This is a genomic window from Betaproteobacteria bacterium, from assembly GCA_016720855.1.
Classification (GTDB): domain Bacteria; phylum Pseudomonadota; class Gammaproteobacteria; order Burkholderiales; family Usitatibacteraceae; genus FEB-7.
The window spans coordinates 1,542,901-1,569,613 of sequence record JADKJU010000001.1 but is presented as its reverse complement, the minus strand read 5'-3'; the positions used below and the strand labels follow the sequence as shown (position 1 = coordinate 1,569,613).

The following is a 26,713-nucleotide window of genomic DNA, read 5'->3' as shown; positions in this document are numbered from 1 at the left end:
TTACATTCTGACCAGACCAATCTGGTCATACCAGTATTGGCGGGCAGGGGTCCGCGCCCGACAGGCGCGCAGGGCACCCGAGGTAAATATACGAGGGGGATCTGACGTGAATGCATATTGGAGAGCTTTGACGTGCGTTGTCTTCTCGGTCGCCGCGGGTTCGGCCTTGGCCGATAACTACCCGGACAGGGCGATCCGCTGGATCGTCCCGTATCCGCCGGGCGGCAGCACGGACATCCTGACGAGGCTGGTCGCCCAGAAGATGCAGGAAAGCTGGGGGCAGACCACGGTGGTCGAAAACAAGGGCGGCGCGAGCGGGATCATCGGCGTCGAGGCCGCCGCGAAATCGGCTCCGGACGGCTACACCCTCCTCATGACCGCCAGCGGCCCGCACGCGATCAATCCGAGTCTTTTCAAGTCGCTGCCCTACGATCCCATCAAGAGCTTCGACCAGATCACGCTCGCGGCGAAGCTTCCGATGCTGCTGCTGGCCCATCCGTCGGTACCGGCATCGAACGTGAAGGAACTCATCGCCTGGCTCAAGTCACCCGAGAGCAAGGGGACCTATGCGTCCATCGGCAACGGCACGCCTTCCCACCTGGCCATGGAGATGTTCATGGAGCAGGCCGGCCTGAAGCTCACGCACGTCCCGTACAAGGGAAGCGGCCCGGCACTCATGTCCCTCATGGGAGGACAGGAGGCGCCGATCATGTTCGACAGCGTGCTGTCCTCCCTGGGTCACGTGAAGTCCGGCAAGCTCAAGGCGATTGCCGTCAGCACCGCGGAGCGGCTTCCGACGCTTCCCGACCTGCCCTCGATCTCGGAGAGCGGGCTGCCCGGCTTCGATGCCTACACCTGGACAGCGGTCGTCGCACCCGCCGGATTGCCGAAGGACAGGCTGGACAAGATCTCCAGGGAAATGATCCGCATCCTGAACCTGCCCGACGTGCGGGAGAAGATCGAGAGCCAGGGGGCCATTCCGGGCGGCAATACGCCCAAGGAGTTCACCGAATTCGTGGCCTCCGAAGTCGTGAAATGGGGGAAAGTCATCCGATCCGCCCATGTCGTCGCCCAATAGCCTCCTGCGCCGGGTGCTGTCGCTGGAAAGCCGCGACAACGTCTCCACCGCCCTCGAGGCGCTCGCAACGGGTGATCGATTCGCCGTTCAGGGTCGCGAGTTGGCGGCCCGGGAGGCGGTGCCGATGGGTCACAAGGTCGCGGTGGCGGGCATCGCGGCCGGGCAGCCGGTGATGAAATTCGGGGAGCCGATCGGTCTCGCACGATGCGATATCGAGCCGGGGGACCACGTCCATGTGCACAACGTCGAGAGCCTGTTCACCGATTGGCTCGCGGCGAGAGCCGGTGCAACGCAGTCATGAAGGCATTTCTGGGCTACCGGCGCGATGATGGACGTGTCGGCGTGCGCAACCACATCGTGCTGCTGTCCACGGTGACTTGCGCAAACCGGGTCGTGCAGCGCATCGGTTTCGAATTTCCCGAGGTGATCGCCATCGAGCAGGCGTCCGGCTGCATCGCCCTCGATGATGACCGGGTGATCACGCGCCGCATGCTGCTCGGGCTCGCCCGCAACCCGAATGTCGGAGCCGTTTGCTTCGTCGGGCTGGGTTGCGAGCAATCGTCCGCGGGTTCCCTTCGCGACGAGCTGGGCGGGGCGCGAATGGCCGAAGCCCTGTCGATCCAGGAATGCGGCGGCAGCGAGGAAGCGGTCGCCAAGGCCCGCGACTTCGTCTCACGGGCCCGGGCGCTCCTCGCGAAGGACCGTCGCGAGCCTTGCGAAGCCTCCGCTCTGGCCATCGCCACCAAGTGTGGCGGGTCGGACTGGACGTCGGCCATCGCGTCGAACCCCGCCGTGGGCGTCATCTCGGACCGCGTGGTCGACTCCGATGGCCTCTGCCTGCTTGGGGAGAGCGCGGGCTGGTTCGGGGCCGACCACGTCTTGCTGCGCCGGGCGCGCGACGAGGGCGTGCGCGAGGAGATCATGAAGGTGCTTCGCCGGCATTACGACGCTGCCCGCCATCGCGGCGTGCGAATCGACGAAGCGAACCCGTCGCCCGGCAACATCGCGGGCGGCTTGACGACGTTGACGGAGAAGGCCCTCGGGGGCATCCGCAAGAGCGGCAGCAGACCGATCGAGGGCATCCTCGCGCCAGGCGAACAGCCTCCGAGGCGAGGACTCTGGCTGCTCGACAACCCGAGCCTCGACCCCGCCTCCGTGGCGGGCATGGCGGCCGCGGGCGCACAGGTGGTCCTTTTCACCACCGGGCGCGGCACGCCCGTGGGCTCGCCCCTGTGCCCGGTGATCAAGATCTGCGCGTCGCCGGACGGCATTCGCCGGGTACCCGGCCACGTGGACGTGGACATTACGGATATCGTTGCCGCCGGTGCCACCGTGCAATCAGGCGCCGAACGCATCAACGCCGTCCTGCAGGAGACGCTCGACGGGCGACTCACCCTGTCGGAAAAGCTGGGTCACCGCGAGTTCGTGATGCCCCAGGTCGGGGTGCTATGAAGCCCCTGGCTGGAATCCGGGTCCTCGATTTCACGCGAATCTACGCAGGACCGTATTGCACGATGCTCCTGGGCGACCATGGAGCGGACGTGGTGAAGGTGGAGATGCCGGGTGGAGACCCGGTCAGAAGCCAGGGTCCGCCGTTCCACCACGGCATGGGCATGACCTTTCTCGCCGCCAACCGCAACAAGCGCTCGATCGTTCTCGACGTGAAGAAGCCGGACGATCTCGAGCGTCTGCGGTGCCTGGCCGGACGAGCTGACGTGATCGTGGAGAACTTCCGCCCGGAGGTGATGCCTCGGCTCGGCCTGGGGTACGAGGAACTGGCGCAATCGAACCCCGGGCTGGTCTACGCCTCTCTTTCGGGCCTGGGTGCCGACGGGCCGGATGCCGACAAGGGGGCCTTCGACCTGACGGTCCAGGCGATCGGCGGGTTCATGAGCATTACCGGCGAGCGCGGAGGCAGGCCGATCAAGGTCGGGACGTCCATCTTCGATCTCGTCTGCGGCCTGAATGCCTACAGCGCGATCGCGGTGTCGCTCTATCGTCGGCAGCTGTGCGGGCTCGGGCAGCGCGTGGAGACCAGCCTGCTGGAAGGCGAGGTGGCCTTCCTGGTCGATGCCGGGCTCGAATACCTGGTGTCGGGCCACGTTCGCGAGCGGTGGGGTTCCGAGCATTCCCAGATCGTTCCCTACAAGGTCTTCGATACGAAAGACGGCATGGTGGTGATCGGAGCAGGATACGAGTCGGTCTTCAAGCCGTTCCTGGAGGTCATCGGACGGCTCGACCTCCTGGACGATCCCCGTTTCGCCACGCTGGCGGCGCGGGTCGAACACCGGGATGCCGTGTACGGCGTCCTGGATGCCGAGGTGCGAAAGCATGGCACGCAGGATCTCGTCGCCAGGATGGAAGCCGCCAAGGTGCCTTGTTCGCACGTGAACGACATGCGGCAGGTGTTCGATCATCCCCAGGTGCTGCACCGTGGCATGCGGATGAACCTCGAGCATCCGGTCTACGGCAGCGTGCCCACCCTCGGGCCTGCCGTGAAGTACTCGGGCTTCGAGGTCACGGATGGCTGGTCGGCGCCCCCGATGCTGGACGAGCACGCGCATCAAATCATGGCGGACTGGTTGCCGGCATCCACGCCGGCCGGCGCTTCGGGAATCCCATCGTGAATTTCGAGCCTACACCCGAGCAGAAACTCGCCGTCGAGAGTTTTCGACGCTTCCTGGAGCGCGACATCGCCCCTGTCGTCGCCCGCCATCCGGAGGTGGTGTTTCCAAAGCCGGTCGCCCACGAGCTTCTGGCGGCGGTCGGCGAATACGGGATCGGAAACGGGTGGGTCCCCGAGACCGGCGGGGGGCTCGGCATCGGCTACGTGTCGAGCGGCCTGCTCTACGAGGAACTTGCCCGCGTGAGCGCCGACCTGGCGGGCCTGTGCTACGTTCACGAGGGCGCGGCGATGAAGATCTTTCGCGGCGGCAGCGAGGCCATGAGGGAGCGCTACCTCCCGGGATGCTGTCGGGGCAACTGATCGGCTGCTCCGCGGTGACCGAGCCCGGGGGGGGCTCCGGCGTGCGGGCCATGCGCACCCGCGCCGTTGCGGATGGCGAGGGTTATCGGATCAACGGAGAAAAGACATTCATCTCCAATGCGCCCATCGCCGACGTGATCATGCTCACCGCACTCACCGGTCCGCAGGAGTTCACGATGTTCCTCGTCGACCCCCGCGAACATGCCATCGAGACGCGGGAGATCTCCAAGCTGGGCCTCACCAGCTGGTCTCTCGGCCAGATCGCGTTCAACGACACGTGGATATCCCGGGATTACATCATCGGTGGAGTCGGCGCCGGGCTTCGGGAGACGATGCGCGGATTCGAACGCGCACGCATCTTCATTTCCATCCTGGCGCTGGGGATCGGACAGGCGGCGCTGGAGGCGGCGATCCGCTATGCGAAGGAGCGAATGCAGTTCGACAAGCCGATCGGCGCCCACCAGCTGGTGCAGGAGCTGGTCGCGGAAATGGCGACGGAACTGCATGCCGCAAGGCTGCTGGTCCACCGGGCGCTCGGCCTGATCGAGGCCGGCGTACGCTGCAATCTCGAGGCGGCCATGGCCAAGGCCTACGCCACCGAGGCCGTGGTGCGGATCACCTCCCGAGCCATCCAGGTGCATGGCGCCTACGGGCTCACCCGGGAGTTTCCGCTGGAGCGCCACTTCCGGGACGCGCGGATGCTGACGATTCCGGATGGCACCACCCAGATCAACCAATTGGTGATCGGACGGGAGCTGCTGGGTCTGGATGCCTTCGGCACCGGCGCGAAATAGCGCTCAGCTTCCGCGCTTCGCCAGCCAGATTCCCGCGAGCACTACCGCACCGCCCACGAACTGGGCCGTCCCGATCGCCTCGCCGAAGAGGGCCCACGCGAAGATCGACGCCATCACGGGCTGGATGAGCAGGCTCACGGAAGACAGCGACGCGGGCAGGTGCGCGAAGGCGTAGGCGATGATTCCCTGCCCGAAGATCTGGCTCACGAGCGCGAGCCCGAGCAGCACCCACCAGCCCGTGGCCGCCTGCGGCAGCATGGGCTGCGGGGAAAGGACGGCAACCGGCAGGAGGGCGATTGCGGTGATCGTCGTGCTCCACGCCATCAGCCGCGCAGTCGAGGCGCCGGCATCGCGCGCCACCTTGATGGAGAGCATGTAACCCGCGTAGAACACGGCCGTGAGCGCGCCCAGCGCGTCGCCCGCGAGACGCGTGCCGCCGATGGCGAAGTTGGGGCCCACGAGGATGAACATGCCCGCGATGGCCGCCACCATGCCCACGAGGAAGGTTCGCGTGACCTGCTGCCGGTAGAGCACCCAGCCCGCGAGCGTGACGAAGATGGGGGCGAGGTTGGCGAGCAGCGTCGAGTTGGCCACCGAGGTGTACAGGATCGACCAGTGCCAGACGCCAAGGTCGCAGGCGAAGAAGATGCCGGCGCCGGCAAGGGCGCCGATGGGGACGGGTGCGGGCTTCGGATCCGTCCGCAGCGCCCAAACCCAGAGGAGAGGCGTGGCGAGGGCCGTGCGCCAGAAAGCGCTCGCCACCGGCCCGGTGTCCGAGAGCCGCACGAAGATCGGGGCGAAGGCGATCGCGCAGCCGCCGGCCAGCAGGCACAGGAAGGCGAGCGTTTCGATGCGGGTAGGGGCGGGCGCGGCCGGGGCGTTCACGGCGCCATTTTCGCACGCGGGGCGGCCGCACTCCTGCGAGGCGTAAAATGCATGGCTTGGAAACGCGATCGCGATGAACAACGAATTCCTGTCGGCGGTGATCATCCTCACGCTGGTCACCGACCCCTTCGGCAACATGCCGCTGGTGAACGCGATGCTGGGCGGCGTGGCGGAGCCGCGCCGTCGCCACGTCGTGGTCCGCGAGTGCCTCATCGCCTACGGGCTGCTGCTGGCATTCATGTTCGGCGGTCAATCCTTTCTCGCCCTCCTGCACCTGTCGCAGACCTCGCTCTCGATCGCGGGCGGCGTGATTCTCTTCATGATCGCCATCCGCATGGTGTTCGCCAGGCTCGACGGGACGTTCGGCGGCGAGGCGGGCGTGGAGCCCTTCATCGTCCCGCTGGCCATCCCGCTCATCGCAGGCCCCTCCGCGCTGGCGACGGTGATGCTCATGGCTTCGCGCGATCCGGCCAAGGTGGGCATGTGGGCGGCCGCCATCACGGTGACGATGGTCCTCACGACCGTCGTGCTCCTCGCCGGCACGAAGCTGCACCGCTGGCTGGGCGATCACGCGATGCACGCGATCGAGCGGCTGATGGGGCTCATCCTCACGGCGATCGCAGTGGAGATGCTGCTGGCGGGCATCAGGGAGTTCGTGAAAGGGCTCTCGTGAGCAAGGCATTCACCAGGGAAAGCGACGCGGACGACGACCTCGACGACATCGAGGAAGCGAATCCGATTCCGGCCGGCGCCAAGAACTACATGACCCCGCACGGCTGGCGGCGCATGCGCGACGAGCTGTCGTACCTCGTGAAGGTGGAACGCCCGTCGGTCACGAACGTGGTTTCCTGGGCCGCGCGCAACGGCGACCGGTCCGAGAACGCGGACTACCAGTACGGCAAGCGGCGCCTGCGCGAAGTCGACCGGCGCATCCGCTACCTCACCAAGCGCCTTGAAAACGCGGAGGTGGTGGATCCCGCCACGCGCGAGGTGACCGACCAGGTTTTCTTCGCGGCCACCGTCACCTACTGCCGCGCGGGCGGCGAGGAGACGACGGTGAGGATCGTGGGCCTCGACGAGACGGACCTGGGCAAGGGTTACATCAGTTGGATCTCGCCCGTGGCGCGCGCGCTCATCAAGGCGCGCGAGTGCGACACGGTGTCGCTGGTCACCCCCGGCGGCCGGGAAGAGCTGGAGATCCTCGAGGTTTGCTACGAGGAGATCCCGATGGCGCCCTTCGAACCCCCGGCGAGCGCCTGGGCGCCGAACGCGAAGTAGGGCGCGGGCACGCCTGGGCGGCCGCGAACCCCGGCTCGCCGGCCAGTGCCTCGGCGGCGGCGCACAGTCCGTCGAGGGCTTAGAATTGCGTATCTCCGACACCTGCGGAATCCCGATGCGCCTCGCAACGCTACTTGTCACCGCCACGCTTGCCTTGCCGCCCGCGGTCGGCGCGCAGACGGCCACCTCGCCGCCCATCACGCCAGCGGCGCGCCACTACCTCTGGGAGGTGTCCTCCCTCACCAACCGCGTCTATCTCTTCGGCACGGTGCATGCGGGCAAGAACAACTTTTTTCCGCTCCCCGAACCGGTGCAGCAGGCGTTCGCCGATTCCCAGGTGCTTGCCATCGAGGCCGACGTCACGAACGCCGAGGCGATGTCGAAGGGCGCGTCCACCATGCTCCTCAAGCCCCCCGACAGGCTCTCGAACCGCGTCCCCGCGCCCCTGTACGAGCGCTTCCGCAAGCTGCTCGAGCGCTTCGGGATTCCAGAGCCGCAGGTTGCGCAGCTCAAGCCTTTCTTTGCCGCCTCCCTGCTCGCGTTCGCGGAATGGGGACGGCAAGGCTACCTGCCGCAGTACGGCGTGGACGTCCACCTCATCGGCCGGGCCCGCGAGGCGAAGAAGCCCATCTTCGAGCTCGAGGGTGCGCCGGCGCAGGCTGCGCTCATGGACTCCCTCACCGACGAGCAGGGTCTGCAGGCCTTCGAAGGCACGGTGCGCGCGGTCGAAAGCGGCGTCACGGGCGACCAGATCACGGGCCTGGTGAATGCCTGGCAGGCGGGCGACCCCGCTCTTCTGCTGGAAGTGGTGCGCGCGTACAACGAAAGCGTGCCGGGCGCGAAGGACATCGAGGAGAAGTTCATCTGGTCGCGCCACGCCGCCATGGCGGACAAGATCGAGGCGTGGCTCCTGCAGGGCCGCGAACGGGTGTTCGTGGCCGTGGGCGCCCTCCACCTCGCCGGCCCGCGCGGGCTGGTGGAGATCCTGCGCAAGCGCGGCTACCTGGTGAAGCAGCTTTGAGCATCAAGCGGCAGGGCGGGCGTATCCTCGTCGAGCAACTCCTCGTCCACGGCGCCGACACGGCCTTCTGCGTCCCGGGCGAGAGTTTCCTGCCGGTGATCGACGCGATCCACGAGCATCGCGCCAGGCTGAAGCTGGTGGTCTGCCGGCACGAGTCGGCCGCGGCCAACATGGCGGAGGCGCACGGAAAGCTCACGGGCCGCCCGGGAATCTGCATCGTGACGCGCGGCCCGGGCGCCACGCAGGCGTCGGTGGGCGTGCACACCGCCTTCCAGGATTCGACGCCGATGATCCTGCTCGTGGGGGACGTGGGCTCGGAATTCCGCGACCGCGAGGCGTTCCAGGAAGTCGACTTCACCGCGATGTTCGCGCCGCTGGCCAAGTGGGCCGCGCGCATCGATTCCATCGAGCGCATTCCCGAGTACCTGAACCGAGCCTTTACCGTGGCGATGTCGGGCCGGCGCGGGCCGGTGGTGCTGGCGCTGCCCGAGGACGTCCTCTTCGCCGAAGCGGCCGTGGCGGATGCGCGCCCGTACACGCCGGTGCATGCCGAGCCGGGCGCAAGCGAACTCGAGCGCCTGCGCGAGCTGCTGGCCTCGGCCAAGCGGCCGCTGCTGGTGCTGGGCGGCAGCGGGTGGTCGAAGGACGCCTGCGCGGACTTGCGCAAGTTCGCCGAGGCCAACCACCTCCCCGTCTCCTGCGCATTCCGCTTCCAGGACCTCTTCGACAACCGCCACGACAACTACGTGGGCGACGTGGGCATCGGCATCAATCCCATCCTCGGCGAGCGCGTGCGCACCGCCGACGTGCTGCTGGCGGTGGGCGCGCGCCTGGGCGAGATGACGACGAGCGGCTACACCCTCATCGATTCCCCGGTGCCCCGGCAGAAGCTCGTGCACGTGATGGCCGGCGCCGAGGAACTGGGCCGCGTCTACCAGGCCGAGCTGCCCGTCCTCTCGTCGATGGGCCGCTTCGCGCGCGCCGCGGCGGCGATGGTGCCCGTGGATGCCTCGGCGTGGAAGGCCAGCGTGGCCGAGGCCAGGGCGGATTTCCTGGCCTGGACCGCGCGCCGCGAGATGCCCGGCAAGGTCCAGATGTGGGACATCGTGGACTGGCTGGACAGGCACCTCCCGGAGGATGCGATCCTCACCAACGGCGCCGGCAACTACGCCACGTGGCTGCACCGCTTCCACCGCTACACGGGATTTCGCACGCAGCTCGCACCTACGTCGGGGGCGATGGGCTACGGCGTGCCCGCGGCCATCGCCGCGAAGATCGCGGAGCCGCAGCGCACCGTGGTCGCCTTCGCCGGCGACGGCTGCTTCCTCATGGCCGGGCAGGAACTCGCCACGGCCGTCCAGTACGGAGCGGCTATCGTCGTCGTCATCGTGAACAACGGCATGTACGGCACCATCCGCATGCACCAGGAGAAGCACTACCCCGGGCGCACGCACGGCACCGATCTCGTGAACCCCCATTTCGCGGCCTATGCGCGCGCGTTCGGTGCGGTGGGCGAGATCGTCGAGGAGACCGCCCAGTTCGGCCCCGCCTTCGAGCGCTGCGTGGCATCGGGAAAGCCTGCCGTCATCGAGGTGCGAATCGACCCGCAGGCCATCACGCCCAACACGACGCTGGATGCGATACGGGCCGCCGCCCTGGCCCGGAAGGGCTGAACCGCGTCCTGGACCGGCAGTGCGACGCCTGCGTCACGCAACTGTCACACGGGCGGGCTATCCTCCCGGGGGAGGAGCGCCATGAACGATCACGTCAGCAAGCAGTACGACCAGGACCTCGGGGCCATCCGCTCGCGGATGATGCAGATGGGGGGCCTCGTGGAAGCCCAGGTCCGCGCCGCCGTGGACGGGCACCTCGGCGGCGAAATCGCCCGGCTCGACGCCGTCGTCGCCAACGACCGCAAGGCGAACGAGCTCGAGATCGCCATCGACAACGACCTGGGGCAGATCATCGTCCGCCGGCAGCCGGCCGCCTCCGACCTGCGCCTGATCCTCGCCATGAGCAAGACCGTGACGGACCTGGAGCGCATCGGCGACGAGGCCGCCAAGATCGCGCGTGCGGCCCGCGAGATCCACTCGGGCCACGTCGTGACCGGCATCCCGCTCACGGCCGTCGCGCACGTGTCCGAGATCGCGATCGGGATGCTGCGCCGCTCGCTGGACGCCTTCGCGCGGCTCGATGCTGCCGCCGCCTCGCGGGTGATCGCCGAGGACGCCGCGATCGACTCGGAATTCCGCTCGATCCTGCGCGAGCTCATCACGTTCATGATGGAAGACCCGCGCACCATCTCCATCTCGCTCAACATCCTGTGGATCGCGAAGGCCTTCGAGCGCATAGGCGATCACGCCAAGAACATCGCAGAGAACGTGATCTATGTGGCGAAGGGCCGCGACGTGCGCCACATCCCGCTCGAGGAGCTCGAGCGCGAGGCCCGGAGCTGATGGGGGCCGACATCCTCGTCGTCGAGGACGAGCCGTCCATCCAGGTGCTGATCGCCGCAAGCCTGCGAAAGAACGGCTACGAGGTTCGTGGCGCCGTCAACGCCGAGGAGGCGTACCGGGAGCTGGGCGCCGCGCTTCCGGACGTGATCCTGCTCGACTGGATGCTGCCCGACGGGAACGGACCTGCGATCGCCCGCAGGCTTCGCGCCGAATCGCGGACGCGGGAAGTGCCGATCATCATGTTGACCGCCCGGGCCGGCGACGATGACAAGGTCGAGGGGCTGGCGAGCGGCGCCGACGATTACGTGACGAAGCCCTTCTCGCCGCGCGAGCTCGATGCGCGCATCCAGGCGGTGTTGCGCCGCCGCGCGCCCCAGCTCACCCAGGAACAGGTGGCGATCGGGGGCCTCGTCCTGAACCCAGCCTCGCGCACCGTGAAGGGAGGCGATGCAACGCTCAGGATGGGCCCTACCGAGTTCGAGCTGCTGCACTTTTTCATGACCCACCCCGATCGCGTGTACAACCGCGCGCAGATCCTCGACCACGTGTGGGGCGACCACGTATTCATCGAGGACCGCACCGTGGACGTCCACATCCGCCGCCTTCGCGAGGCGCTTTCGGCCAGCGGCCACGACAGCCACGTCGAGACCATGCGCGGCGCGGGATACCTCTTCCGCTCGACGGTCTAGCATGGACTTCCCCGCGTGGGCCGCGCTGGCCGTGGCGCTGCTTCTCGCGCTGGTGTTGGGATACCACTTGAGACACCTTTACGCCCTCAGGAACTGGCTCGAGAAGGGCGACACACCCGACCCGCCGCGGGCCCGCGGCGCCTGGGACAAGCTCCATGCGCAGCTGGCCCGTTCGCGCCGCGAGTCCTGCCGCCGCGAGGCGCAGCTCGACCGTTCGCTCTCGCGCCTGCGCGAAGCCGTTCGCGCGCTTCCCGATGGGGTCGTGATCCTCGACGGCGAGCGAATCGATTGGTGCAACGATACGGCGCGCCTGCACCTGGACCTCGATCCGGCCAGGGACGCGGGCCACACGATCACGCATCTCGTGCGCTCCCCGGCGTTCGGCCGCTACCTTGAGGCCGGCGACTTCGCGAAGCCGGTGGAGCTGCGCCCGCCCGGCGGGCGCGTGCTTTCGGTGCAGGTCGTTCCCTACGGCGAAGCGCAGCGCCTGGTGCTTTCGCGCGATGTCACGCGCTTCGAGCGCATGGAGCAGACTCGCCGGGAGTTCGTCGCGAACGTCTCCCACGAACTGAGAACCCCGCTCACGGTCGTTTCCGGGTTCCTCGAGACGATGCGCGAGGAGAACGGCGATGCCGGGGAAAGGCGCGGCTACCTCGAGCTCATGAGCGAGCAGTCGAGGCGGATGGAGCATCTCGTGGAGGATCTCCTCACGCTTTCGACGCTGGAATCCTCTCCCCCGCCGCCGATGGAGGAACCCATCGACATGATCGCTCTGGTCGAGCGCATCGGCGCGGAGGCGAAGTCGCTCTCCGGCGGCAGGCACCGGATCGAAATCGAGTGCGACGCTGAAATCCGGCTCCTCGGCAGCGAGAAGGAGATCGCAAGCGCTCTAGGCAATCTTGTGAGTAACGCGATCCGCTACACGCCGGCCGGCGGAATCGTGCGCCTCAAGTGGCGCGATTGCGGCGGGGGCGCGGCCTTCGATGTCGAGGATACCGGGATCGGCATTCCTGCGGAGCACCTCCCGCGTCTCACGGAACGCTTCTACCGCGTGGACCGCGGCCGTTCCCGCGAAACCGGCGGTACGGGACTGGGGCTCGCCATCGTGAAGCACGCTCTCGTCCGGCATGGTGCGACGCTCGACATCACCAGCATGCCCGGCCAGGGCAGCCGGTTCAGCGCGCGTTTTTCCGCGCCGCGCATCGCGAAATAGCCGGGAATCTGCTCAACCGAAGCGGCCGGTGATGTAGTCCTCGGTCGCCTGCTCTCGCGGCTTCACGAAGACCTGGTCGGTCTCGCCGAATTCCACCAGCTCGCCCAGGTACATGTACGCCGTGTAATCGGAAACGCGCGCCGCCTGCTGCATGTTGTGCGTAACCATGACGACGGTGTAGTCCACCTTCAGCTCGGCAATGAGTTCCTCGATCTTCGCCGTGGAGATCGGATCCAGCGCCGAGCAGGGCTCATCCATGAGCAGGATCTCCGGCTTCACCGCGATGGCGCGGGCGATGCACAGACGCTGCTGCTGGCCTCCGGAGAGGCTGTTGCCGCTCTGACCCAGCTTGTCCTTCACTTCGGTCAGCAGGGACGCCTTGGTGAGCGCCCATTCGATGCGCTCGTCCATCTTCGCGCGCGGCAGATCCTCGAAAAGGCGAACGCCGAAGGCGATGTTGTCGTAGATCGACATCGGGAAGGGCGTGGGTTTCTGGAACACCATGCCGATTCGGGCCCGGATGAGCGACACATCCTGTTTCGACGTGAGGATGTTCTCGCCGTCGAGCAGGACTTCTCCCGTGGCGCGCTGCTCCGGATAGAGTTCGAACATGCGGTTGAACGTGCGCAGCAGCGTGGATTTCCCGCAGCCCGACGGGCCGATGAATGCGGTGACGCGTTTCTCGGCCACGTCGAAGTTCACGTCGCGCACGGCGTGGAACTTCCCATAGTGGAAGTTGAGGCTCCGAACCTTGAGCTTCGGGGTCGAATCGATGGCGGTGGCCGTGTCGGGCATCGCTATTTCCTCGAGAACAGGGCCCGCGCGGCGATGTTGAGGCCGAGCACGAGCAGGGTGATGAAGGCCGCCCCTCCCCAGGCGAGGCGATGCCAATCCTCGTAGGGACTCATGGCGAACTGGAAGATGACGACAGGGAGATTGGCCATCGGCCGGTTCATGTCCGCCGACCAGAACTGGTTGTTGAGCGCGGTGAACAGGAGCGGCGCCGTCTCCCCCGACACGCGCGCGATGGCGAGCAGGATCCCGGTGAGGATGCCGGCGCGCGCCGCCCGGTAGCAAACCATCGTGATCATCTTCCAGGCGGGGCAGCCCAGCGCCGCCGCGGCCTCGCGCAGGCTGTTGGGCACGAGCTTGAGCATGTCGTCGGTGGTGCGCACCACGACGGGGATCACGATGATGGCGAGCGCAACGGACCCGGCCCATCCGGAGAAATGCCCCACGCGGGCGACGTACACCGTGTACACGAACAGGCCCACGATGATCGAAGGGGCCGAGAGCAGCACGTCGTTGATGAATCGCGTGGTGGGGGCAAGCCATCCGCGGCGGCCGTACTCGGCGAGGTAGGTTCCCGCGAGGATCCCGACGGGCGTTCCGATCAAGGTGCCCGAGCCCGCCATCAGGACGCTGCCGAAGATCGCGTTGGCGAGGCCCCCGTCGCCGCCGGGCGGTGGCGTCATCTGCATGAAGAGCGAGGGCTCGAGCGCCGGCGCGCCTTCCCATAGCAGGACCCCGATGATCCACAGCAGCCAGAAGAGCCCGAAGCCGAGCGCGAGCGTGGAGACGCCCATCATGATTCGATTCATGCGCTTGCGGCGGCGGTAGGTCGGGTTGTCCCTCACGAGGTCGTCCCCTCGCGCCTGGCGAGGCGGAGCAGCTGCAACTTGGCCAGCGACAGGACGATGGTCGTGATGAGGAAGAGGATGAGGCCCAGCTCGATGAGCGCGGAGGTGTAGAGGTCGCCCACCGCCTCGGTGAACTCGTTGGCGAGCGCCGAGGCGATGGAGTTGGCCGGCGCGAAGAGCGACACGTTCAGGCGGTGAGCATTGCCGATGACGAAAGTCACGGCCATCGTCTCCCCGAGCGCGCGTCCGAGGCCGAGCATGAAGCCACCGATCACGCCGACCCGGGCGTAGGGCAGCACCACGCCCCAGACCACCTCCCAGGTGGTCGAGCCCAGTGCGTAGGCCGACTCCTTGAGCATCGGGGGTACCAGCTCGAAGACGTCCCGCATCACCGCGGTGATGAACGGAATCACCATCACCGCGAGGATGATGCCGGCGGTGAGCATGCCGATGCCGAGCGGTGGCCCGGAGAAGAGGGCGCCTGCCAGCGGGATCGGGCCGAACACGCTGTTGAGAAAGGGCTGCGCGTATTCCTGGAACAGGGGCGCGAATACGAAGAGCCCCCACATGCCGTAGATGATGCTGGGAATCGCCGCGAGCATCTCGATGGCCGTGCCGAGCGGCCGCCGCAGCCACGTCGGTGAGAGTTCGGTGAGGAAGATCGCGATCCCGAAGCTCACCGGCATGGCGATGGCGAGTGCGATGAACGAAGTGACCAGCGTGCCGACGATGGGAACGAGCGCGCCGAAATCCTCCTGCACCGGGTCCCAGTTCGAGTTCCACAGGAATCCCGGGCCGAATTTCTGCAACGAGAGCGAGCTTCCGACGAGGAGGGAAACGAGGATTGCGGCGAGCAGGCTGAAGACGAGAAAGGCGAACACCCGGGTGAGGTTCCGGAAGATCGCATCCATCAACGCGTTGTTTCGAAGCAAGGGCGGCCCGGGCGGATGGGAGATCACCTCCGTGGAGGGATTCCCCGCGGCTGCGAATCCCGCATTATCCAATACGGCGCGCACGGGCGCCCTCCCGGCCGGGTCGAAGCGGGTTCAGTTGAGGGCCTTCCCGGAACCGTCCGTGATGCCCTTCCAGGAAGCCTGGATCTCCTTCACGACGGCGGCGGGCATGGGAACGTAGTCCAGCTCCTCGGCCATCGTCGCGCCGTTGCTGAAGGCCCAGCCGAAGAACTTGAGGACTTCACGGGCGGCTTCGGGCTTTTCCTGCTTCGCGTGGATGAGGATGAAGGAAGCGCCGGTGGCGGGCCAGCTTGTCGCCCGGCTGGTCGGTGAGCACGACGCCCATCCCCGGGACCGATTTCCAGTCCGCGCCGGCGGCTGCGGCCTTGAAGGAGGCATCGTCGGGCTGGATGAACTTGCCCGCCTTGTTCTGCATCTGGCCATGCGCGAGCTTGTTCTGCTTCGCGTAGGCGTATTCGACGTAGCCGACGGCGCCGTTGATCTTCTGCACGAAGGAGGCGACGCCTTCGTTCCCCTTGCCGCCCACGCCCGCGGGCCACTTGACCGACGTGCCTTCGCCGACGGCGCTCCTGAATTCCGGGCTCACCTTCGAGAGGTAGTTGGTCCAGAGGAACGTCGTTCCGGAACCGTCGGAGCGGTGCACCACGGCGATGTCGTTGCCGGGCAGCTTCGCGCCGGGATTGAGCTTCGCGATCTGCGGGTCGTTCCACTTCTTCACCTTGCCGAGGTAGATGTCGGCGAGGAGGGGGCCGGTGAACCTGAGCTCGCCGGGCTTGATCCCGTCGAGCTTGTACACGGGCACCACGCCGCCCATGATCGCGGGGAACTGCACCAGGCCGTTCTTCTTCAGGTCCTCGGGCTTCATCGGCATGTCGGAGGCGCCGAAGTCCACGGTCTTCGCGGTGATCTGCTTGATACCGCCGCCGGAGCCGATGGACTGGTAGTTCATGGCCGTACCGGTGGCCTTCCTGTACGCGTCGGCCCACTTCGCATAGAGGGGGTACGGAAACGTGGCGCCCGCACCGGTGATGTCGGTCGCGAATGCCGCGGGTGCGATGGTGGCCGCCACGAGGGCGGCCGCCGCCAGAATTTCTGATTTCATTTGCTTCTCCCGGTCCTGTCGATTGACATGCGGGACTCTACGGCGGCCGTGTGACCGTTCCGTGACAAGGGCCCCGCAGGGGCCGGGAGAGGCAAGCGCTGCGCAGCGGCCTTCCGGCGCTATTCGCGGGCGATCGCGGGCTTCGCGATTCCGGCCATCATGCGACGCGGTGTCATGGGGTGCTCCGGTCCGTGACGGGAACGAACACGGATGGCAGGACGGAGCCGGTCGAAAGTATCGGGACCACGGCGGCTCGACGGGCTGTTGCCGCCCTTCTACCGAATCCCCAGCGCATGGTCGAGGGAAGTCGGTCCCGCCCCGCGCCCCACGAGCAGGAGCGCGAGCGCCGCCCAGGAAAGGTGAGTGGGCCACGCGTCGGGATACACGAAGGCCTGGATCACCGTCGTCATTCCCAGCAGGCCCAGCGCCGACAGCCGCGTGAAGAGGCCCAGGACAAGCAGCACGGGAAGCAGGTGCTCCGCGTAGGCGGCGAGGTGGGCCGCGATTTCCGGCGGCAGGAGTGGCACCTTGTACTCCTCGCGGAAGAGCGTGAAGGCGCCTTCGGTCACGGTGAGGAAACCCTCGACCTTGGTCCGCCCCGACAGGAAGAAGATCGAACCCAGCGCGAAGCGGGCGAACAAGGCGAGAAGCCCGTCGCTCACGAAGCCGGAAATCGCCTCGGCGATGCGGTTCCAGGAGGAACGAGGGCCGGCGGTGGAAGGTGCGGCGACGGCGGCGACGCGGTTCATGGAAGATGCCTCAAGGATGGGTTGTCCGTGGAAAGGGCGAGCCGGCCGAAGGCACCGGCGTCGAGCAACGTCGAGACGAGTCGCACGAGGTTCGCGTTCCTGTCGACTTCGAGCGCCGCTTCGATCGCCTGCGCAACCGGCATGCCCTTCGCGCATGTGTCCAGAAACCGCCAGCTCGCGGCGTCGATTGCGTTCCAGCGCACGGCATCGACCGGCCGCGTGATGACGGCGCCTTCGCCCCGCCAGTCGATCCCGCATTCGGAGCCGCTCTCCTCGCGATTGCGGCGCCAGATCGTGTAGACCGGCGTATCCGCAAACCACGCCCACCGCGCAGCGGGGTGGGGATGCAGCACCGCGCCCGCCAGCGTCTCGGGATCGAGGTTTGCGAGAGCTGCCCGCCCGAGCACCGGCGCGTCGGTGGCGACGTGCGCTTCGGTCCAGTGCCGGTCGAGAAGCGCCACGCCGGACAGGTAGGTGAGTTCCGCGGCCGGCGTGAACCCGTCCAGGAAAGCCGGAAACGTAGCTCCGTAGGCGAGGAGCGACGGCTCCATCGGCGGCTCGCCCGCCACGTACACGGCGGCTGCGGCGCGAAACCATTCCTCGCCCACCAGTCGTGCCACCGCAGGGAAGCTTGCCTGCAGGGCGTCGATGCACCCTTTCATCACCGTGTTGCGGTAGAGGGCGAAGGCCGGTTGCGCCACGATCCCCGCCACGATCGCGTCGGCCGGGGCGGATCCGGGCACGAGCGCGCGCGCGAACGCATCCTGGAAGCGCCAGAGCGGGACCGAGGCGCTGGCGGGCATCAGGCAGCCCTCGCCGCGGGCACTTCAAGCGCGGCATGGGCACGCCCGCGCTCGGCAAGCAGCTCCGCGAATGAAGGGACCTGGTCGTCGCGCTCGATGAGGGTCGGACGCGCCCCGATACGGGAAACCAGGCGCCGGTAAAGCGCCCACACGGGCTCGCTCACGGGTGCGTCGTGCGAATCGACGAGCAGCCGTTCACCCAGCAGGGCGTCCCGCGAATGACCGGCGAGGTGGATTTCCATCACGGGATCACCCGGGAAGGCATCCACGTAGGCTTCGGCCGCGAATCCCGTGTTGGAAGCGCTCACGAAGACGTTGTTCACGTCGAGCAGGAGCCCGCAGCCGGTGCGGCGCGAGAGCTCCGTGAGAAAATCGATCTCGCTCCACTCGTGCCCGTCGATGTGCAGGTAGTGGGAGGGATTCTCGACCGCCATCCGCCTGCGGAGCGCGTCCTGGGCAGCGGCGACGTTGGCGCAGACGCGCGCCAGCGCCTCGCTCGTGCGCGGGAAAGGCAGCAGGTCCGGATGGTAAGCCCCGCGCCACGTGGACCACGCGAGATGCTCGGAGACGAGCGCGGGCTCGATATGATCGGCGAGCGCGCGAAGGCGTTGCAGGTGCCGTGCATCGGGCGGCGCGTCGGCCGCCAGCGAGAGCGCCACCCCATGAAGGCTCACGGGATGGCGTTCGCGGATCGCGCGAAGCCAGCCCAGCCGCGGCCCGCCGTCGACGAGATAGTTCTCGGGATGCACTTCGAACCATAGCCCATCCGCCGGGCAGGCCCGCGCCTCCTCGTAGTGCTGGGGCTTGAGTCCCAGCCCGGCGGTAAGATCGGGAGCCATGGTGTCGGAGTGCTGAGGGATGCTAGGCCTTGAGGGGAGCGAGCGAACCCATTGTGTTCGGGGTCTTGATGCTCGTGCAGGTGCCCTTCGGGACATGCTTCCAGGCATTTCCCTGGTAGTCCTTCTTCGAGGTGCCGGCACAGGTGGTGCCGGGTCCGGCGGCGCAGTCGTTCTTGCCGGCCATCGAGACGCCGTAGCACTTCTCCGTCGCGTCAGACTTCATGTCCTTCTTGTCCATGTCGGCGGAGTTCGCGACGCCTGCCGTGAGGGTGGCAAGCGCGATGGCGGTGATGGCGAGATTTCGGGAATTCATCGGTAAGCTCCTTCGGGTTGGTTGGGAGGCGCCGCTCGCCCGGCATTCGAAGCGTTCCGGACAGTGCGGCCCGACAGGTAGTTCGCGCCGTATTGGCGCCTGGTTACGGGGTCGGGCAGAATCCCCTGTTCCGGCGGGAAAATCGCGCGACCTGTAACCGATGAGCCGCCGCGCGCGAATAAGAGGAGCGGGGAGCGCGTGAGCGCACAGGAAGACCATCTGAAGGACCTCCTGATCCGCGGGCTCTCCGGAGAAGGCGAGGCATACCACGCATTCCTCAAGGCGCTGGGGGCGTTCCTTCGCGCGTTCCTGAGGGGGCGGCTCACGCGCGTGCCCGACGAAGTGGAGGATCTGGTGCAGGAAACGCTGCTGGCCGTACACAACCAGCGCCACACCTACGACGCATCCCAGCCGTTGACAGCGTGGGCGCACGCCATCGCGCGCTACAAGATGATCGACTTCCTGCGCCGGCGCTCGGGTCGCGAGGCGCTGGACGTCCCGCTCGGCGACGAGGACGAATTGCTGGCCGCCTCCGACGTCGAGGCGCGGGACGCGCGGCGTGATCTCGGCGCACTGCTGTCGCGATTGCCCGACCGCCAGAGGCTGCCGATCCTGCACGTGAAGATCGAGGGACGGTCCGTGGCGGAGACCGCGAAGCTCACGGGGCTGTCGGAATCCGCGGTGAAGATCGGCGTGCACCGAGGGCTGAAAGTGCTGGCCGCGTTTGTCCGGGAGTGAACGATGCAGACCGATGACCTGATTGACATGCTCGCGAGAAATGCCCCGCCCGTGAAGCCGGGCATCCTGCGGCGGCGCTACGCGCTCGCACTGGGGTGGGGAATCGCGGGCGCTGTCGCGCTCATGGTGGCCCTCCTGGGTGTGCGACCCGACCTGGCTTCGGCCACGCGCCTGCCGATGTTCTGGGTCAAGCTCGCGTTGCCGCTCGCGCTGCTTCTCGTCGCCCTCATTGCCGTGTCGAGGCTCTCGCGTCCCGGCGCGGGCCTGGGCCATGCCGGGGCTGTGATCGCGATACCAGTTGCGGGCATGTGGGCCCTGGCCGTCGTCGTCCTTGCAACCGCTTCCCCAGCGGAGCGGGGCTCGCTGCTGTTCGGCAATTCCTGGGCAGTGTGCCCACTCAACATCGCCCTGCTGTCGGGGCCGGTCTTCGTCGGGACTTTCTGGGCCATGGGAGGCCTGGCGCCCACGCGACTGGCGCTGGCGGGCGCGTTCTCCGGGCTCCTCGCAGGTTCGGCCGGCGCGCTCGTCTACTGCCTGCACTGCCCGGAAATGGCGCCACCGTTCCTCGCCGTTTGGTACCCGCTCGGCATCGTGATCCCGGCGCTGGCCGGCTGGGTGGCTGGCCCTCGTCTGCTGCGCTGGTAAACCGCGCTCGGCGGCAACCCCATGGGGGCCAACCGCTTCCACGGCTCGAACGATCCGCGGCGCATCACGGCGCCCGCGCCGGGGTGCTGATTTCCGGATGCGTCGGTTGACCAACACGGCGTAATCCAAAATACTGCGGTTCGTGCCGCCGAGTGCGTGGCCGGCTTTGTTCCGGCCCGACTTTCGGCCCATCCGGAGTGACCAGGGGAATAACGATGCAACGCGTGAACGATTTTCGCCTGCGCTTCGGAACGCGGGAGCTGGTCCCGATCGTCTGCGGGGGCATGGGGGTCGACATCTCGACCGCCGGCCTTGCGCTCGAAGTCGCGCGCCTGGGCGGCATCGGCCATATCTCCGACGCCATGGTGCAGACGGTTTCCGATCGCCGCTTCAACACCGGCTTCGTCGCGGAAAAGCAGAAGCTCTACAAGTACAACGTCGCCAACAGCGACAAGTCGGCCGTGCTGTTCAACCTCGACCGCCTCGTCGAGGCGACGCACAACCACGTCGGGCGGACGATGGAGGCGAAGCGCGGCGAGGGGATGATCTTCGTCAACTGCATGGAAAAGCTGACGATGAACGCGCCGCGGGAAACGCTGAAGGTGCGCCTCACGGCCGCCCTCGATGCCGGCATCGACGGCATCACGCTGAGCGCGGGATTGCACCTCAACTCGTTCGCGATGATGGAAGAGCACCCGCGCTTTCGCGACGCCAAGCTCGGCATCATCGTGTCGTCGCTGCGCGCGCTGCAGCTGTTCCTGCGCAAGAACGCGAGAATCGGGCGGCTGCCCGACTACATCGTCGTGGAGGGGCCGCTGGCCGGCGGCCACCTGGGGTTCGGCGCCGAGGACTGGAACACGTACGACCTGCGCACCATCGTGAACGAGATCCAGGCGTATCTGAAGGAACAGGCGCTGGACATACCGCTCATTCCGGCAGGCGGCATCTTCACCGGGAGCGACGCGGTGTCGTACCTCGAGACCGGCGCCGCGGCGGTGCAGGTGGCCACGCGCTTCACCGTGACCCGGGAATGCGGGCTGCCGGACAAGGTGAAGCAGGAGTATTTCAAGTCGACGGAAGACCAGGTTGTGGTCAATACCATTTCCCCGACGGGATACCCGATGCGCATGCTCACGACGAGCCCGGCGATCGGCGACGGCATCCGGCCCAACTGCGAGGCGTACGGGTACCTCCTCGACAACAAGGGAAATTGCGCCTACATCAACGCCTACAACCGGGAGGTGGAAGCCCATCCGGAAGCGAAGAAGGTCTCGGTGAAGGACAAGACCTGCCTTTGCACCCAGATGCGAAATTTCGACTGCTGGACGTGCGGGCACTACGTGTACCGGCTCAAGGACACGTCGCGCCGCCTCGCCGACGGCACCTGGCAGTTGCTCACGGCCGAGCACGTATTCCGCGATTACCAGTTCAGCGTCGATCACCAGGTCGCGCTGCCGACCTGAGGCGCCCGGAGAAACGCGCGGACTGCGCAAGGCCGCTAGTCGAATGCGAGGCGGTCCTGCCGGACGTAGCCGCTGAAGCCCGGGCCGCTGCGCGGTTTCACCTTCCACCATTGCGCCGATGCGCGCTGGACGACAACTTTCGTTCCGGGGGCGAGCTGGATGACCAGGTGCGAATCGGCACTGGCCGCCTGGCGCACGTTTGTCCTGCCCTTTTCAGCCGTGCGAGCGGGCTTCCACCGGGCATCGGCGACAGGAGGGCGCTCCGAAGGCGCGGGCGCGGTCGTCTCCCCGCACGCCGCGAATACCGCTTCCAGCTCCCTGCTGTAGGGCGTGAGTTCCATGGCGATCCGCTGGCTCTCGCGGGAAGCGCTCGGGGTCAGCGCGACATTCTGCAGCACGTCGATCGAAACACACCCGCGCAACGCGGAAGGTGACAACCCGCGGGCCAACGTATCGCCCAGGACGCCGATCTCCCATTTCGCGGCAACGGCGCTCTTCACCAGGCTGCCGTCGGCCGCGGGGCTCGGACTGTTGCAGACCAGGCGCGGCACTTCCATCGGCCGCAAGCCGTCGGCGGGGTCCGATTCGGGCGCGTTGCTCAATTCGATCGCGATCGTCCCCTGGCCCTTCTGGCAGGAAACGTGGGCCGTCGAGAGGATCTTCCCGCCTCGCGCGAGCGTGGTGACGGCCTGCGCCTGGACCGCGAACGTGATGGGCCCCAGCAGCGGATGGTTCACTTCGCCCACCTTCCATTCGGCTGCAAGGCTGGCGGCGCGCTGCCTTCCCATCGTGACGACGCGTTCTTCGCCGGGCGAAGGCAGACTGGCCGCGAAGAGCCCGCACAGCAGCGAAAGGGAAAGCGCCTTTCGCACTGGCCGTCCGGCAGGGCTGGAATGCCTTTTCATCTACGCGCGGTCGCGGCACCGATACGGCGGGCTAGTGTCGGTCGAACTTGACCGACAGCACGAGCGAGCTCTGCGTCTTGCCCACGCCCGGGAGCGCTCCGATCGCATCGAGCACGCGATCGATCTCCTGCGTCGTCTCGCCTTCCACGAACACCAGGTTGTCGAAGGCGCCGCTGATCGCATAGACGCCCCGCACCTGCGCAATGGCGCGCAGCGCCTCCACCACCGCTTCTCCCTTCTTGGGATCGATGCTCAGGAGGACATGGACGCGAAGCATCCGGCCCCGCACGCGAGAATGCATGCGCACCGTATAGCCCGCCACGATCCCGTCGCGCTCCAGGCGCTTCATCCGCTCGACGACGGTGGTGCGCGCCACGCCCAGCTTGCGGGCCAGCGCCGCTGTGCTCATCCGCCCGTCCTCGCGCAGGAGGGCGAGGAGCTTGCGGTCCGGGTCGTCGGTTGTGACAGTTCGTCGCATGGAGTCGTCATAATGTAGCAAAATGGTAGCTGGAACGTCAATATGATGGCTTCACTCTGACAGTGCTACCTGCTAGATTCGCCGTCGCAGACATAGCGGAGGCGATCATGGCGAAATCCAGGGTGGTGCTGGCGGGGGTGGGAAAGATCGGGGAGGCCATCGTGTCGCTACTCACGCAGACGGGCGACTACGACGTGACGATCGTCGAGCAGGACCGCGAGCGGCTCGTCCCCTTCGAGAAGGCGGGCTTCAGCACGCACGCGTGCGCGCTCGGCGACGACCACGAGCTGGCACCCGTCCTGCTGGGTAAGGACGCCGTGATCTCTGCATGCCCGTACTTCCTTACGCCGCTCGTGGCGCGTGCCGCTCGCAAGGCGGGCGTGCACTACTTCGACCTCACCGAGGACGTGGAGTCCACGCGCGTGGTGAAGAAGCTCGCCGAAGGGGCCGAGACCGCATTCGTGCCGCAGTGCGGCCTGGCGCCCGGCTTCATCTCGATTGCGGCGCACAGCGCGACGCTCGGGTTCGATAGCCTTCGCGATGTCCGCATGCGCGTGGGCGCGCTGCCGATCTTTCCGAGCAATGCCCTCAAGTACAACCTCACCTGGAGCACCGATGGCCTCATCAACGAGTACTGCAATCCGTGCGAGGCCATCATCGACGGTGCGGTGCGCGAGGTGCCCGCGCTCGAGGAAAGGGAGGAGTTCTCCCTGGACGGCGTGACCTACGAGGCGTTCAACACCTCCGGGGGCCTGGGAACGCTCTGCGAGACCCTGGGCGGGCGCGTCGAGAACCTCAACTACAAGACGGTGCGCTACCCCGGCCACCGCGACATCGTGAAGATCCTCATCCGCGACCTGCGCCTGGGCCAGCAGCGCGGCGTGCTCAAGGACGTGTTCGAGGCCGCCATTCCCATGACGACGCAGGACCTGGTCATCGTCTTCGTGACCGTGACCGGCCACAAGGAAGGCCGGCTCACGCAGGAGACCTTCGTGCGCAAGATCTACGCCAAGCGCGTGAACGGGCGGCTCCTGTCGGCGATCCAGCTCACCACGGCCGCGGGCATCTGCGCGATGGTGGACCTTCAGCGCGAAGGCAAGCTTGCCTCGCGCGGCTTCGTGCGCCAGGAGGAGGCCTCGCTCGAGGATTTCCTCGCCAATCGCTTCGGGCGCCATTACGCTGGCGAGGCCGCGAACCAACCCGGAGACCACCATGGCCTGGCCGACACCCGGCGCGCTGCCTGAGCGCGCCCGCTCGCTCGCGAGTTCCCTCGGCGTCGATCTCGCGGCGGTTGCCGGGGAGGGTATCGTTGCGCGCACGCCCATTACCGGGGAAGTCCTCGCGGCGCTTCGGGGCGCAACGGCGGCCGAGGCCGCCGGCGCCATCGAGCGGGCGCACCGCGCCTTCCTGGACTGGCGCATCGTCCCTGCGCCGCGGCGCGGCGAGGTGGTGCGCGCATTCGGGCAGCGCCTGCGCGGTCACAAGGACGAGCTGGGCGAGCTGGTCTCGATAGAGACGGGGAAGATCCTCGCCGAGGGCGGCGGCGAGGTGCAGGAGATCATCGACATCTGCGACTTCGCGGTGGGCCTGTCGCGACAGCTGCACGGACTCACCATCGTCTCGGAGCGGCCGGGCCACCGAATGATGGAAACGTGGCACCCGCTCGGTGTGTGCGGCGTGATCACGGCCTTCAACTTCCCCGCGGCCGTCTGGGGGTGGAACGCGGCGCTCGCATTCGTGTGTGGCGACGCGGTGGTGTGGAAGCCTTCCGAGAAGGCAGCGCTCACGGCGCTTGCCTGCCACGCTCTCTGGAAGCGGACGCTCGCCGAATTCCCGGAGGCGCCGCAGGACATTGGCGCGCTGGTGCTGGGCGACGCCGCGACCGCTTCGGCCCTGGTTGACAGCGCCCGTGTACCCCTGGTGAGCGCGACCGGCAGCACGCGCATGGGGGCCGCGGTGGCCCCGCGAGTCGCCGCCCGTTTCGGGCGCTCGATCCTGGAGCTTGGCGGGAACAACGCCGCAATCGTCTCGCCCAGCGCAGACCTCGATCTCGCCGTTCGCGGCATCGCGTTTTCCGCAGTCGGCACGGCCGGCCAGCGCTGCACGACCTTGCGGCGGCTCATCGTGCACGAGTCCATCCGGGACGATCTCGTCGGTCGCCTGAAGCGCGCCTACGCGAGCCTACCCGTGGGCAATCCGCTCGACGCCGGCGTGCTCGTTGGCCCACTCATCGATCGCTCCGCTTTCGAGGCGATGCAGCAAGCCCTCGATTGCGCGCGCGCCGAAGGGGCTGTCGTGTTCGGCGGTGCCCGGCGGGAAATGCCCGGTGCCCCCGACGCCTGGTACGTGACGCCGGCGATCTGCGAGGCGGCCGCGCAGGGCGAAGTGGCGCGGCGCGAGACCTTCGCCCCGATCCTGCACGTCGTGCCCTGGCGCGACCTGGACGAGGCCATCGCGATCCAGAACGACGTGCCGCAGGGCCTGGCCTCCAGCATCTTCACCCGCGACCTCGGGGAAGCCGAGCGCTTTCTTTGCGCGACCGGCAGCGACTGCGGGATCGCCAACGTGAACATCGGCCCAAGCGGGGCGGAGATCGGCGGGGCATTCGGGGGCGAGAAGCAGACGGGCGGCGGGCGCGAATCCGGAAGCGACGCCTGGAAGGCCTACATGCGGCGCGCCACGAACACCGTGAACTACTCGCGCGAGCTGCCGCTGGCCCAGGGAGTCACCTTCGACATCGGTTGACGCAACCGGGTGGCGCCGGCGCGGCAGGCCCCGTCAAACGAGCGGGGCAGGGCGGCCGATCAGGAATCCCTGGACGAAATCGACACCGACCTTCCGTGCCATCGCCAGGGATCGCGCAGTCTCGATGTACTGGGCGATCGTGCGGATGCCCAGTTCCCCGCAGTGGGTGCAGATTCGTTCAACCGTCGCCGCAGCCCGGGCGTCGCGGTCCATCCGGACGATGACGTCACCACTGATCTTGACGAAGTCCGGCGCGAGCGCCGTCAGCACCAGATGCGCCGCTGCCCCACCGGCGTACGACGCGAGGGAAAAGGTGCAGCCCAGCGGACGCAGTTCGTCGAACAGCGTGCGAACCCGGTCCAGATGCGCGAGCGCGACCTCCCACGCAACCTCGAACGAAAGCGTGGCCCCGCTCACGCCGCCGGCCTCGACCTGTCTCGCGATGTACGAGCCGAACGAGACGTCGAGCACGGTATCGACGTGCAGGTTGATCGCGTTGCGGGGCGCGGCAGCCGGGGTGCGTTGCTTGCGCAGCCACCGGATGGTCCGGTTGACCACCCAGCGATCGAGGAGGGTCATGAGCCGGAATTCCTCGAGAACCGGGAAGAAGCTTCCGGGCGGCAGGAGCTTCTCCTCTTCCTCGAGGAAGCGCACGAGGATTTCCTGGTACGGCGGATCCTTCGCGTCGCGCGTTGCCGGCAGGATCGGTTGTGCATACAGGACGAATTCCTCCCCGCGCAGCGCGGCGAGCAACCGGTCGGCTGTTTCCCTCTGGCCCGCCTGGTCGAGCACGGACGAGACCGCGGGCCCGGCGCCCTGGCCTGCCTTCACGATTGCCGCCGCCGGGGACGGCGGCCCGAATTTTCCTGTTTCGCGAACCTCGGCGCTTCTCATGGGGGCGGGAATTGCACTCACGCAA

At 67.4% G+C, this 26,713-nt stretch carries 27 protein-coding genes and 2 pseudogenes; 17 read left to right on the top strand and 12 right to left on the bottom strand.

From position 1 onward, the window contains the following. The first annotated feature begins 106 nt into the window (after nucleotides 1–106). The 5 genes and pseudogenes from IPP91_07040 (at nucleotide 107) to IPP91_07020 (ending at nucleotide 4,858) form a co-directional block, all read left to right on the top strand. A complete protein-coding gene (locus IPP91_07040; protein ID MBL0141818.1) occupies nucleotides 107–1,078 on the top strand; it encodes a tripartite tricarboxylate transporter substrate binding protein in 972 nt (323 codons plus the stop codon). Beyond that, a complete protein-coding gene (locus tag IPP91_07035) occupies nucleotides 1,062–1,379 on the top strand; it encodes a UxaA family hydrolase (GenBank protein ID MBL0141817.1) in 318 nt (105 codons plus the stop codon). The genes IPP91_07040 and IPP91_07035 overlap by 17 nt, the downstream gene beginning before the upstream one ends. Continuing rightward, nucleotides 1,376–2,530, top strand: coding sequence for a UxaA family hydrolase (locus tag IPP91_07030; GenBank protein MBL0141816.1), 1,155 nt, complete (start codon nucleotides 1,376–1,378; stop codon nucleotides 2,528–2,530). Before IPP91_07035 ends, IPP91_07030 begins: the two co-directional genes overlap by 4 nt. Further along, nucleotides 2,527–3,705, top strand: coding sequence for a CoA transferase (locus tag IPP91_07025; protein MBL0141815.1), 1,179 nt, complete (start codon nucleotides 2,527–2,529; stop codon nucleotides 3,703–3,705). Before IPP91_07030 ends, IPP91_07025 begins: the two co-directional genes overlap by 4 nt. After that, nucleotides 3,702–4,858, top strand: a pseudogene (locus IPP91_07020) (acyl-CoA/acyl-ACP dehydrogenase). The gene IPP91_07025 and the pseudogene IPP91_07020 overlap by 4 nt, the downstream one beginning before the upstream one ends. A 3-nt stretch (nucleotides 4,859–4,861) precedes the next feature. Here IPP91_07020 and IPP91_07015 read toward each other — a convergent pair. Then, nucleotides 4,862–5,848, bottom strand: a complete 987-nt coding sequence (locus tag IPP91_07015) for a DMT family transporter (protein ID MBL0141814.1) — start codon at nucleotides 5,846–5,848, stop codon at nucleotides 4,862–4,864. Here IPP91_07015 and IPP91_07010 point away from each other — a divergent pair. From IPP91_07010 to phoR, 7 genes are all read left to right on the top strand, one after another. Next, entirely contained in the window at nucleotides 5,817–6,416 is a 600-nt protein-coding gene (locus IPP91_07010; protein ID MBL0141813.1) for a MarC family protein, read from the top strand. The genes IPP91_07015 and IPP91_07010 overlap by 32 nt on opposite strands. After that, nucleotides 6,413–7,021: a transcription elongation factor GreB gene (gene greB / locus IPP91_07005; GenBank protein ID MBL0141812.1), complete on the top strand. Its 609-nt coding sequence runs from the start codon at nucleotides 6,413–6,415 to the stop codon at nucleotides 7,019–7,021. Before IPP91_07010 ends, greB begins: the two co-directional genes overlap by 4 nt. 115 nt (nucleotides 7,022–7,136) lie before the next feature. Further along, nucleotides 7,137–8,042: a TraB/GumN family protein gene (locus tag IPP91_07000; GenBank protein ID MBL0141811.1), complete on the top strand. Its 906-nt coding sequence runs from the start codon at nucleotides 7,137–7,139 to the stop codon at nucleotides 8,040–8,042. Further along, complete coding sequence (locus IPP91_06995) at nucleotides 8,039–9,715, top strand: thiamine pyrophosphate-binding protein (GenBank protein MBL0141810.1); 1,677 nt, start codon at nucleotides 8,039–8,041, stop codon at nucleotides 9,713–9,715. The genes IPP91_07000 and IPP91_06995 overlap by 4 nt, the downstream gene beginning before the upstream one ends. 81 nt (nucleotides 9,716–9,796) lie before the next feature. After that, nucleotides 9,797–10,498: a phosphate signaling complex protein PhoU gene (phoU, locus tag IPP91_06990; GenBank protein ID MBL0141809.1), complete on the top strand. Its 702-nt coding sequence runs from the start codon at nucleotides 9,797–9,799 to the stop codon at nucleotides 10,496–10,498. Next, entirely contained in the window at nucleotides 10,498–11,187 is a 690-nt protein-coding gene (gene phoB, locus IPP91_06985) for a phosphate regulon transcriptional regulator PhoB (GenBank protein ID MBL0141808.1), read from the top strand. Before phoU ends, phoB begins: the two co-directional genes overlap by 1 nt. A 1-nt stretch (nucleotide 11,188) precedes the next feature. Continuing rightward, the gene (gene phoR / locus IPP91_06980) at nucleotides 11,189–12,400 is read left to right on the top strand and encodes a phosphate regulon sensor histidine kinase PhoR (protein MBL0141807.1); all 1,212 of its coding nucleotides are present in this window, start codon (nucleotides 11,189–11,191) and stop codon (nucleotides 12,398–12,400) included. 12 nt (nucleotides 12,401–12,412) lie between these two features. Here the strand turns inward: phoR and pstB are convergent, their stop codons facing one another. The 8 genes and pseudogenes from pstB to IPP91_06940 form a co-directional block, all read right to left on the bottom strand. Continuing rightward, complete coding sequence (gene pstB / locus IPP91_06975) at nucleotides 12,413–13,195, bottom strand: phosphate ABC transporter ATP-binding protein PstB (protein MBL0141806.1); 783 nt, start codon at nucleotides 13,193–13,195, stop codon at nucleotides 12,413–12,415. A 2-nt stretch (nucleotides 13,196–13,197) separates the two neighbouring features. Continuing rightward, nucleotides 13,198–14,001, bottom strand: a complete 804-nt coding sequence (gene pstA / locus IPP91_06970; protein MBL0141805.1) for a phosphate ABC transporter permease PstA — start codon at nucleotides 13,999–14,001, stop codon at nucleotides 13,198–13,200. A gap of 32 nt (nucleotides 14,002–14,033) precedes the next feature. Further along, nucleotides 14,034–14,951: a phosphate ABC transporter permease subunit PstC gene (pstC, locus tag IPP91_06965; GenBank protein MBL0141804.1), complete on the bottom strand. Its 918-nt coding sequence runs from the start codon at nucleotides 14,949–14,951 to the stop codon at nucleotides 14,034–14,036. 135 nt (nucleotides 14,952–15,086) lie between these two features. After that, nucleotides 15,087–16,116, bottom strand: a pseudogene (gene pstS / locus IPP91_06960) (phosphate ABC transporter substrate-binding protein PstS). Between the two features lie 275 nt (nucleotides 16,117–16,391). Beyond that, complete coding sequence (locus IPP91_06955; protein ID MBL0141803.1) at nucleotides 16,392–16,865, bottom strand: DoxX family protein; 474 nt, start codon at nucleotides 16,863–16,865, stop codon at nucleotides 16,392–16,394. Further along, nucleotides 16,862–17,668: a putative DNA-binding domain-containing protein gene (locus tag IPP91_06950; protein ID MBL0141802.1), complete on the bottom strand. Its 807-nt coding sequence runs from the start codon at nucleotides 17,666–17,668 to the stop codon at nucleotides 16,862–16,864. Before IPP91_06950 ends, IPP91_06955 begins: the two co-directional genes overlap by 4 nt. Continuing rightward, nucleotides 17,668–18,507 (bottom strand): DUF692 domain-containing protein, encoded by an 840-nt coding sequence (locus tag IPP91_06945; GenBank protein ID MBL0141801.1) that lies wholly within the window; start codon nucleotides 18,505–18,507, stop codon nucleotides 17,668–17,670. Before IPP91_06945 ends, IPP91_06950 begins: the two co-directional genes overlap by 1 nt. A gap of 22 nt (nucleotides 18,508–18,529) precedes the next feature. Further along, nucleotides 18,530–18,820 carry a DUF2282 domain-containing protein gene (locus IPP91_06940; GenBank protein ID MBL0141800.1) on the bottom strand — a complete coding sequence of 97 codons (291 nt, stop codon included), beginning with the start codon at nucleotides 18,818–18,820 and terminating at the stop codon, nucleotides 18,530–18,532. A gap of 141 nt (nucleotides 18,821–18,961) precedes the next feature. Between IPP91_06940 and IPP91_06935 the strand changes: the two genes are divergently transcribed. The 3 genes from IPP91_06935 to IPP91_06925 all read left to right on the top strand — a co-directional run bounded on the left by IPP91_06935 (nucleotide 18,962) and on the right by IPP91_06925 (nucleotide 21,666). Beyond that, nucleotides 18,962–19,558: a sigma-70 family RNA polymerase sigma factor gene (locus tag IPP91_06935; GenBank protein ID MBL0141799.1), complete on the top strand. Its 597-nt coding sequence runs from the start codon at nucleotides 18,962–18,964 to the stop codon at nucleotides 19,556–19,558. A 3-nt stretch (nucleotides 19,559–19,561) separates the two neighbouring features. Beyond that, a complete protein-coding gene (locus IPP91_06930) occupies nucleotides 19,562–20,203 on the top strand; it encodes a DUF1109 domain-containing protein (protein ID MBL0141798.1) in 642 nt (213 codons plus the stop codon). 215 nt (nucleotides 20,204–20,418) lie between these two features. Next, complete coding sequence (locus tag IPP91_06925; protein ID MBL0141797.1) at nucleotides 20,419–21,666, top strand: nitronate monooxygenase; 1,248 nt, start codon at nucleotides 20,419–20,421, stop codon at nucleotides 21,664–21,666. Nucleotides 21,667–21,701: 35 nt separating this feature from the next. On the opposite strand, the gene IPP91_06920 is transcribed toward IPP91_06925, so the two are convergent. Together IPP91_06920 and IPP91_06915 are read right to left on the bottom strand one after the other, a co-directional pair. After that, the gene (locus IPP91_06920; protein MBL0141796.1) at nucleotides 21,702–22,538 is read right to left on the bottom strand and encodes an SH3 domain-containing protein; all 837 of its coding nucleotides are present in this window, start codon (nucleotides 22,536–22,538) and stop codon (nucleotides 21,702–21,704) included. Between the two features lie 64 nt (nucleotides 22,539–22,602). Next, nucleotides 22,603–23,049 (bottom strand): Lrp/AsnC family transcriptional regulator, encoded by a 447-nt coding sequence (locus IPP91_06915; GenBank protein ID MBL0141795.1) that lies wholly within the window; start codon nucleotides 23,047–23,049, stop codon nucleotides 22,603–22,605. Between the two features lie 107 nt (nucleotides 23,050–23,156). On the opposite strand from IPP91_06915, the gene IPP91_06910 reads away from it, so the two are divergent. Together IPP91_06910 and IPP91_06905 are read left to right on the top strand one after the other, a co-directional pair. Continuing rightward, nucleotides 23,157–24,293: a saccharopine dehydrogenase NADP-binding domain-containing protein gene (locus IPP91_06910; GenBank protein MBL0141794.1), complete on the top strand. Its 1,137-nt coding sequence runs from the start codon at nucleotides 23,157–23,159 to the stop codon at nucleotides 24,291–24,293. Continuing rightward, nucleotides 24,262–25,794, top strand: coding sequence for an aldehyde dehydrogenase family protein (locus IPP91_06905; protein MBL0141793.1), 1,533 nt, complete (start codon nucleotides 24,262–24,264; stop codon nucleotides 25,792–25,794). Before IPP91_06910 ends, IPP91_06905 begins: the two co-directional genes overlap by 32 nt. A 33-nt stretch (nucleotides 25,795–25,827) precedes the next feature. Here the strand turns inward: IPP91_06905 and IPP91_06900 are convergent, their stop codons facing one another. Next, complete coding sequence (locus IPP91_06900; protein ID MBL0141792.1) at nucleotides 25,828–26,688, bottom strand: EAL domain-containing protein; 861 nt, start codon at nucleotides 26,686–26,688, stop codon at nucleotides 25,828–25,830. Between the last annotated feature and the right edge of the window lie 25 nt (nucleotides 26,689–26,713).

Bases quoted from the DNA above. Each gene is read 5' to 3' on its own strand.
- IPP91_07035 (MBL0141817.1), top strand. From the start codon at position 1,062: ATGTCGTCGCCCAATAGCCTCCTGCGCCGGGTGCTGTCGCTGGAAAGC.
- IPP91_07030 (MBL0141816.1), top strand. From the start codon at position 1,376: ATGAAGGCATTTCTGGGCTACCGGCGCGATGATGGACGTGTCGGCGTG.
- IPP91_07025 (MBL0141815.1), top strand. From the start codon at position 2,527: ATGAAGCCCCTGGCTGGAATCCGGGTCCTCGATTTCACGCGAATCTAC.
- IPP91_07010 (MBL0141813.1), top strand. From the start codon at position 5,817: ATGAACAACGAATTCCTGTCGGCGGTGATCATCCTCACGCTGGTCACC.
- IPP91_07015 (MBL0141814.1), bottom strand. From the start codon at position 5,848: ATGATCACCGCCGACAGGAATTCGTTGTTCATCGCGATCGCGTTTCCA.
- IPP91_07000 (MBL0141811.1), top strand. From the start codon at position 7,137: ATGCGCCTCGCAACGCTACTTGTCACCGCCACGCTTGCCTTGCCGCCC.
- phoU (MBL0141809.1), top strand. From the start codon at position 9,797: ATGAACGATCACGTCAGCAAGCAGTACGACCAGGACCTCGGGGCCATC.
- phoB (MBL0141808.1), top strand. From the start codon at position 10,498: ATGGGGGCCGACATCCTCGTCGTCGAGGACGAGCCGTCCATCCAGGTG.
- phoR (MBL0141807.1), top strand. From the start codon at position 11,189: ATGGACTTCCCCGCGTGGGCCGCGCTGGCCGTGGCGCTGCTTCTCGCG.
- pstB (MBL0141806.1), bottom strand. From the start codon at position 13,195: ATGCCCGACACGGCCACCGCCATCGATTCGACCCCGAAGCTCAAGGTT.
- pstA (MBL0141805.1), bottom strand. From the start codon at position 14,001: ATGAATCGAATCATGATGGGCGTCTCCACGCTCGCGCTCGGCTTCGGG.
- pstC (MBL0141804.1), bottom strand. From the start codon at position 14,951: ATGGATGCGATCTTCCGGAACCTCACCCGGGTGTTCGCCTTTCTCGTC.
- IPP91_06955 (MBL0141803.1), bottom strand. From the start codon at position 16,865: ATGAACCGCGTCGCCGCCGTCGCCGCACCTTCCACCGCCGGCCCTCGT.
- IPP91_06950 (MBL0141802.1), bottom strand. From the start codon at position 17,668: ATGCCCGCCAGCGCCTCGGTCCCGCTCTGGCGCTTCCAGGATGCGTTC.
- IPP91_06945 (MBL0141801.1), bottom strand. From the start codon at position 18,507: ATGGCTCCCGATCTTACCGCCGGGCTGGGACTCAAGCCCCAGCACTAC.
- IPP91_06940 (MBL0141800.1), bottom strand. From the start codon at position 18,820: ATGAATTCCCGAAATCTCGCCATCACCGCCATCGCGCTTGCCACCCTC.
- IPP91_06930 (MBL0141798.1), top strand. From the start codon at position 19,562: ATGCAGACCGATGACCTGATTGACATGCTCGCGAGAAATGCCCCGCCC.
- IPP91_06925 (MBL0141797.1), top strand. From the start codon at position 20,419: ATGCAACGCGTGAACGATTTTCGCCTGCGCTTCGGAACGCGGGAGCTG.
- IPP91_06915 (MBL0141795.1), bottom strand. From the start codon at position 23,049: ATGCGACGAACTGTCACAACCGACGACCCGGACCGCAAGCTCCTCGCC.
- IPP91_06910 (MBL0141794.1), top strand. From the start codon at position 23,157: ATGGCGAAATCCAGGGTGGTGCTGGCGGGGGTGGGAAAGATCGGGGAG.
- IPP91_06905 (MBL0141793.1), top strand. From the start codon at position 24,262: ATGGCCTGGCCGACACCCGGCGCGCTGCCTGAGCGCGCCCGCTCGCTC.
- IPP91_06900 (MBL0141792.1), bottom strand. From the start codon at position 26,688: ATGAGAAGCGCCGAGGTTCGCGAAACAGGAAAATTCGGGCCGCCGTCC.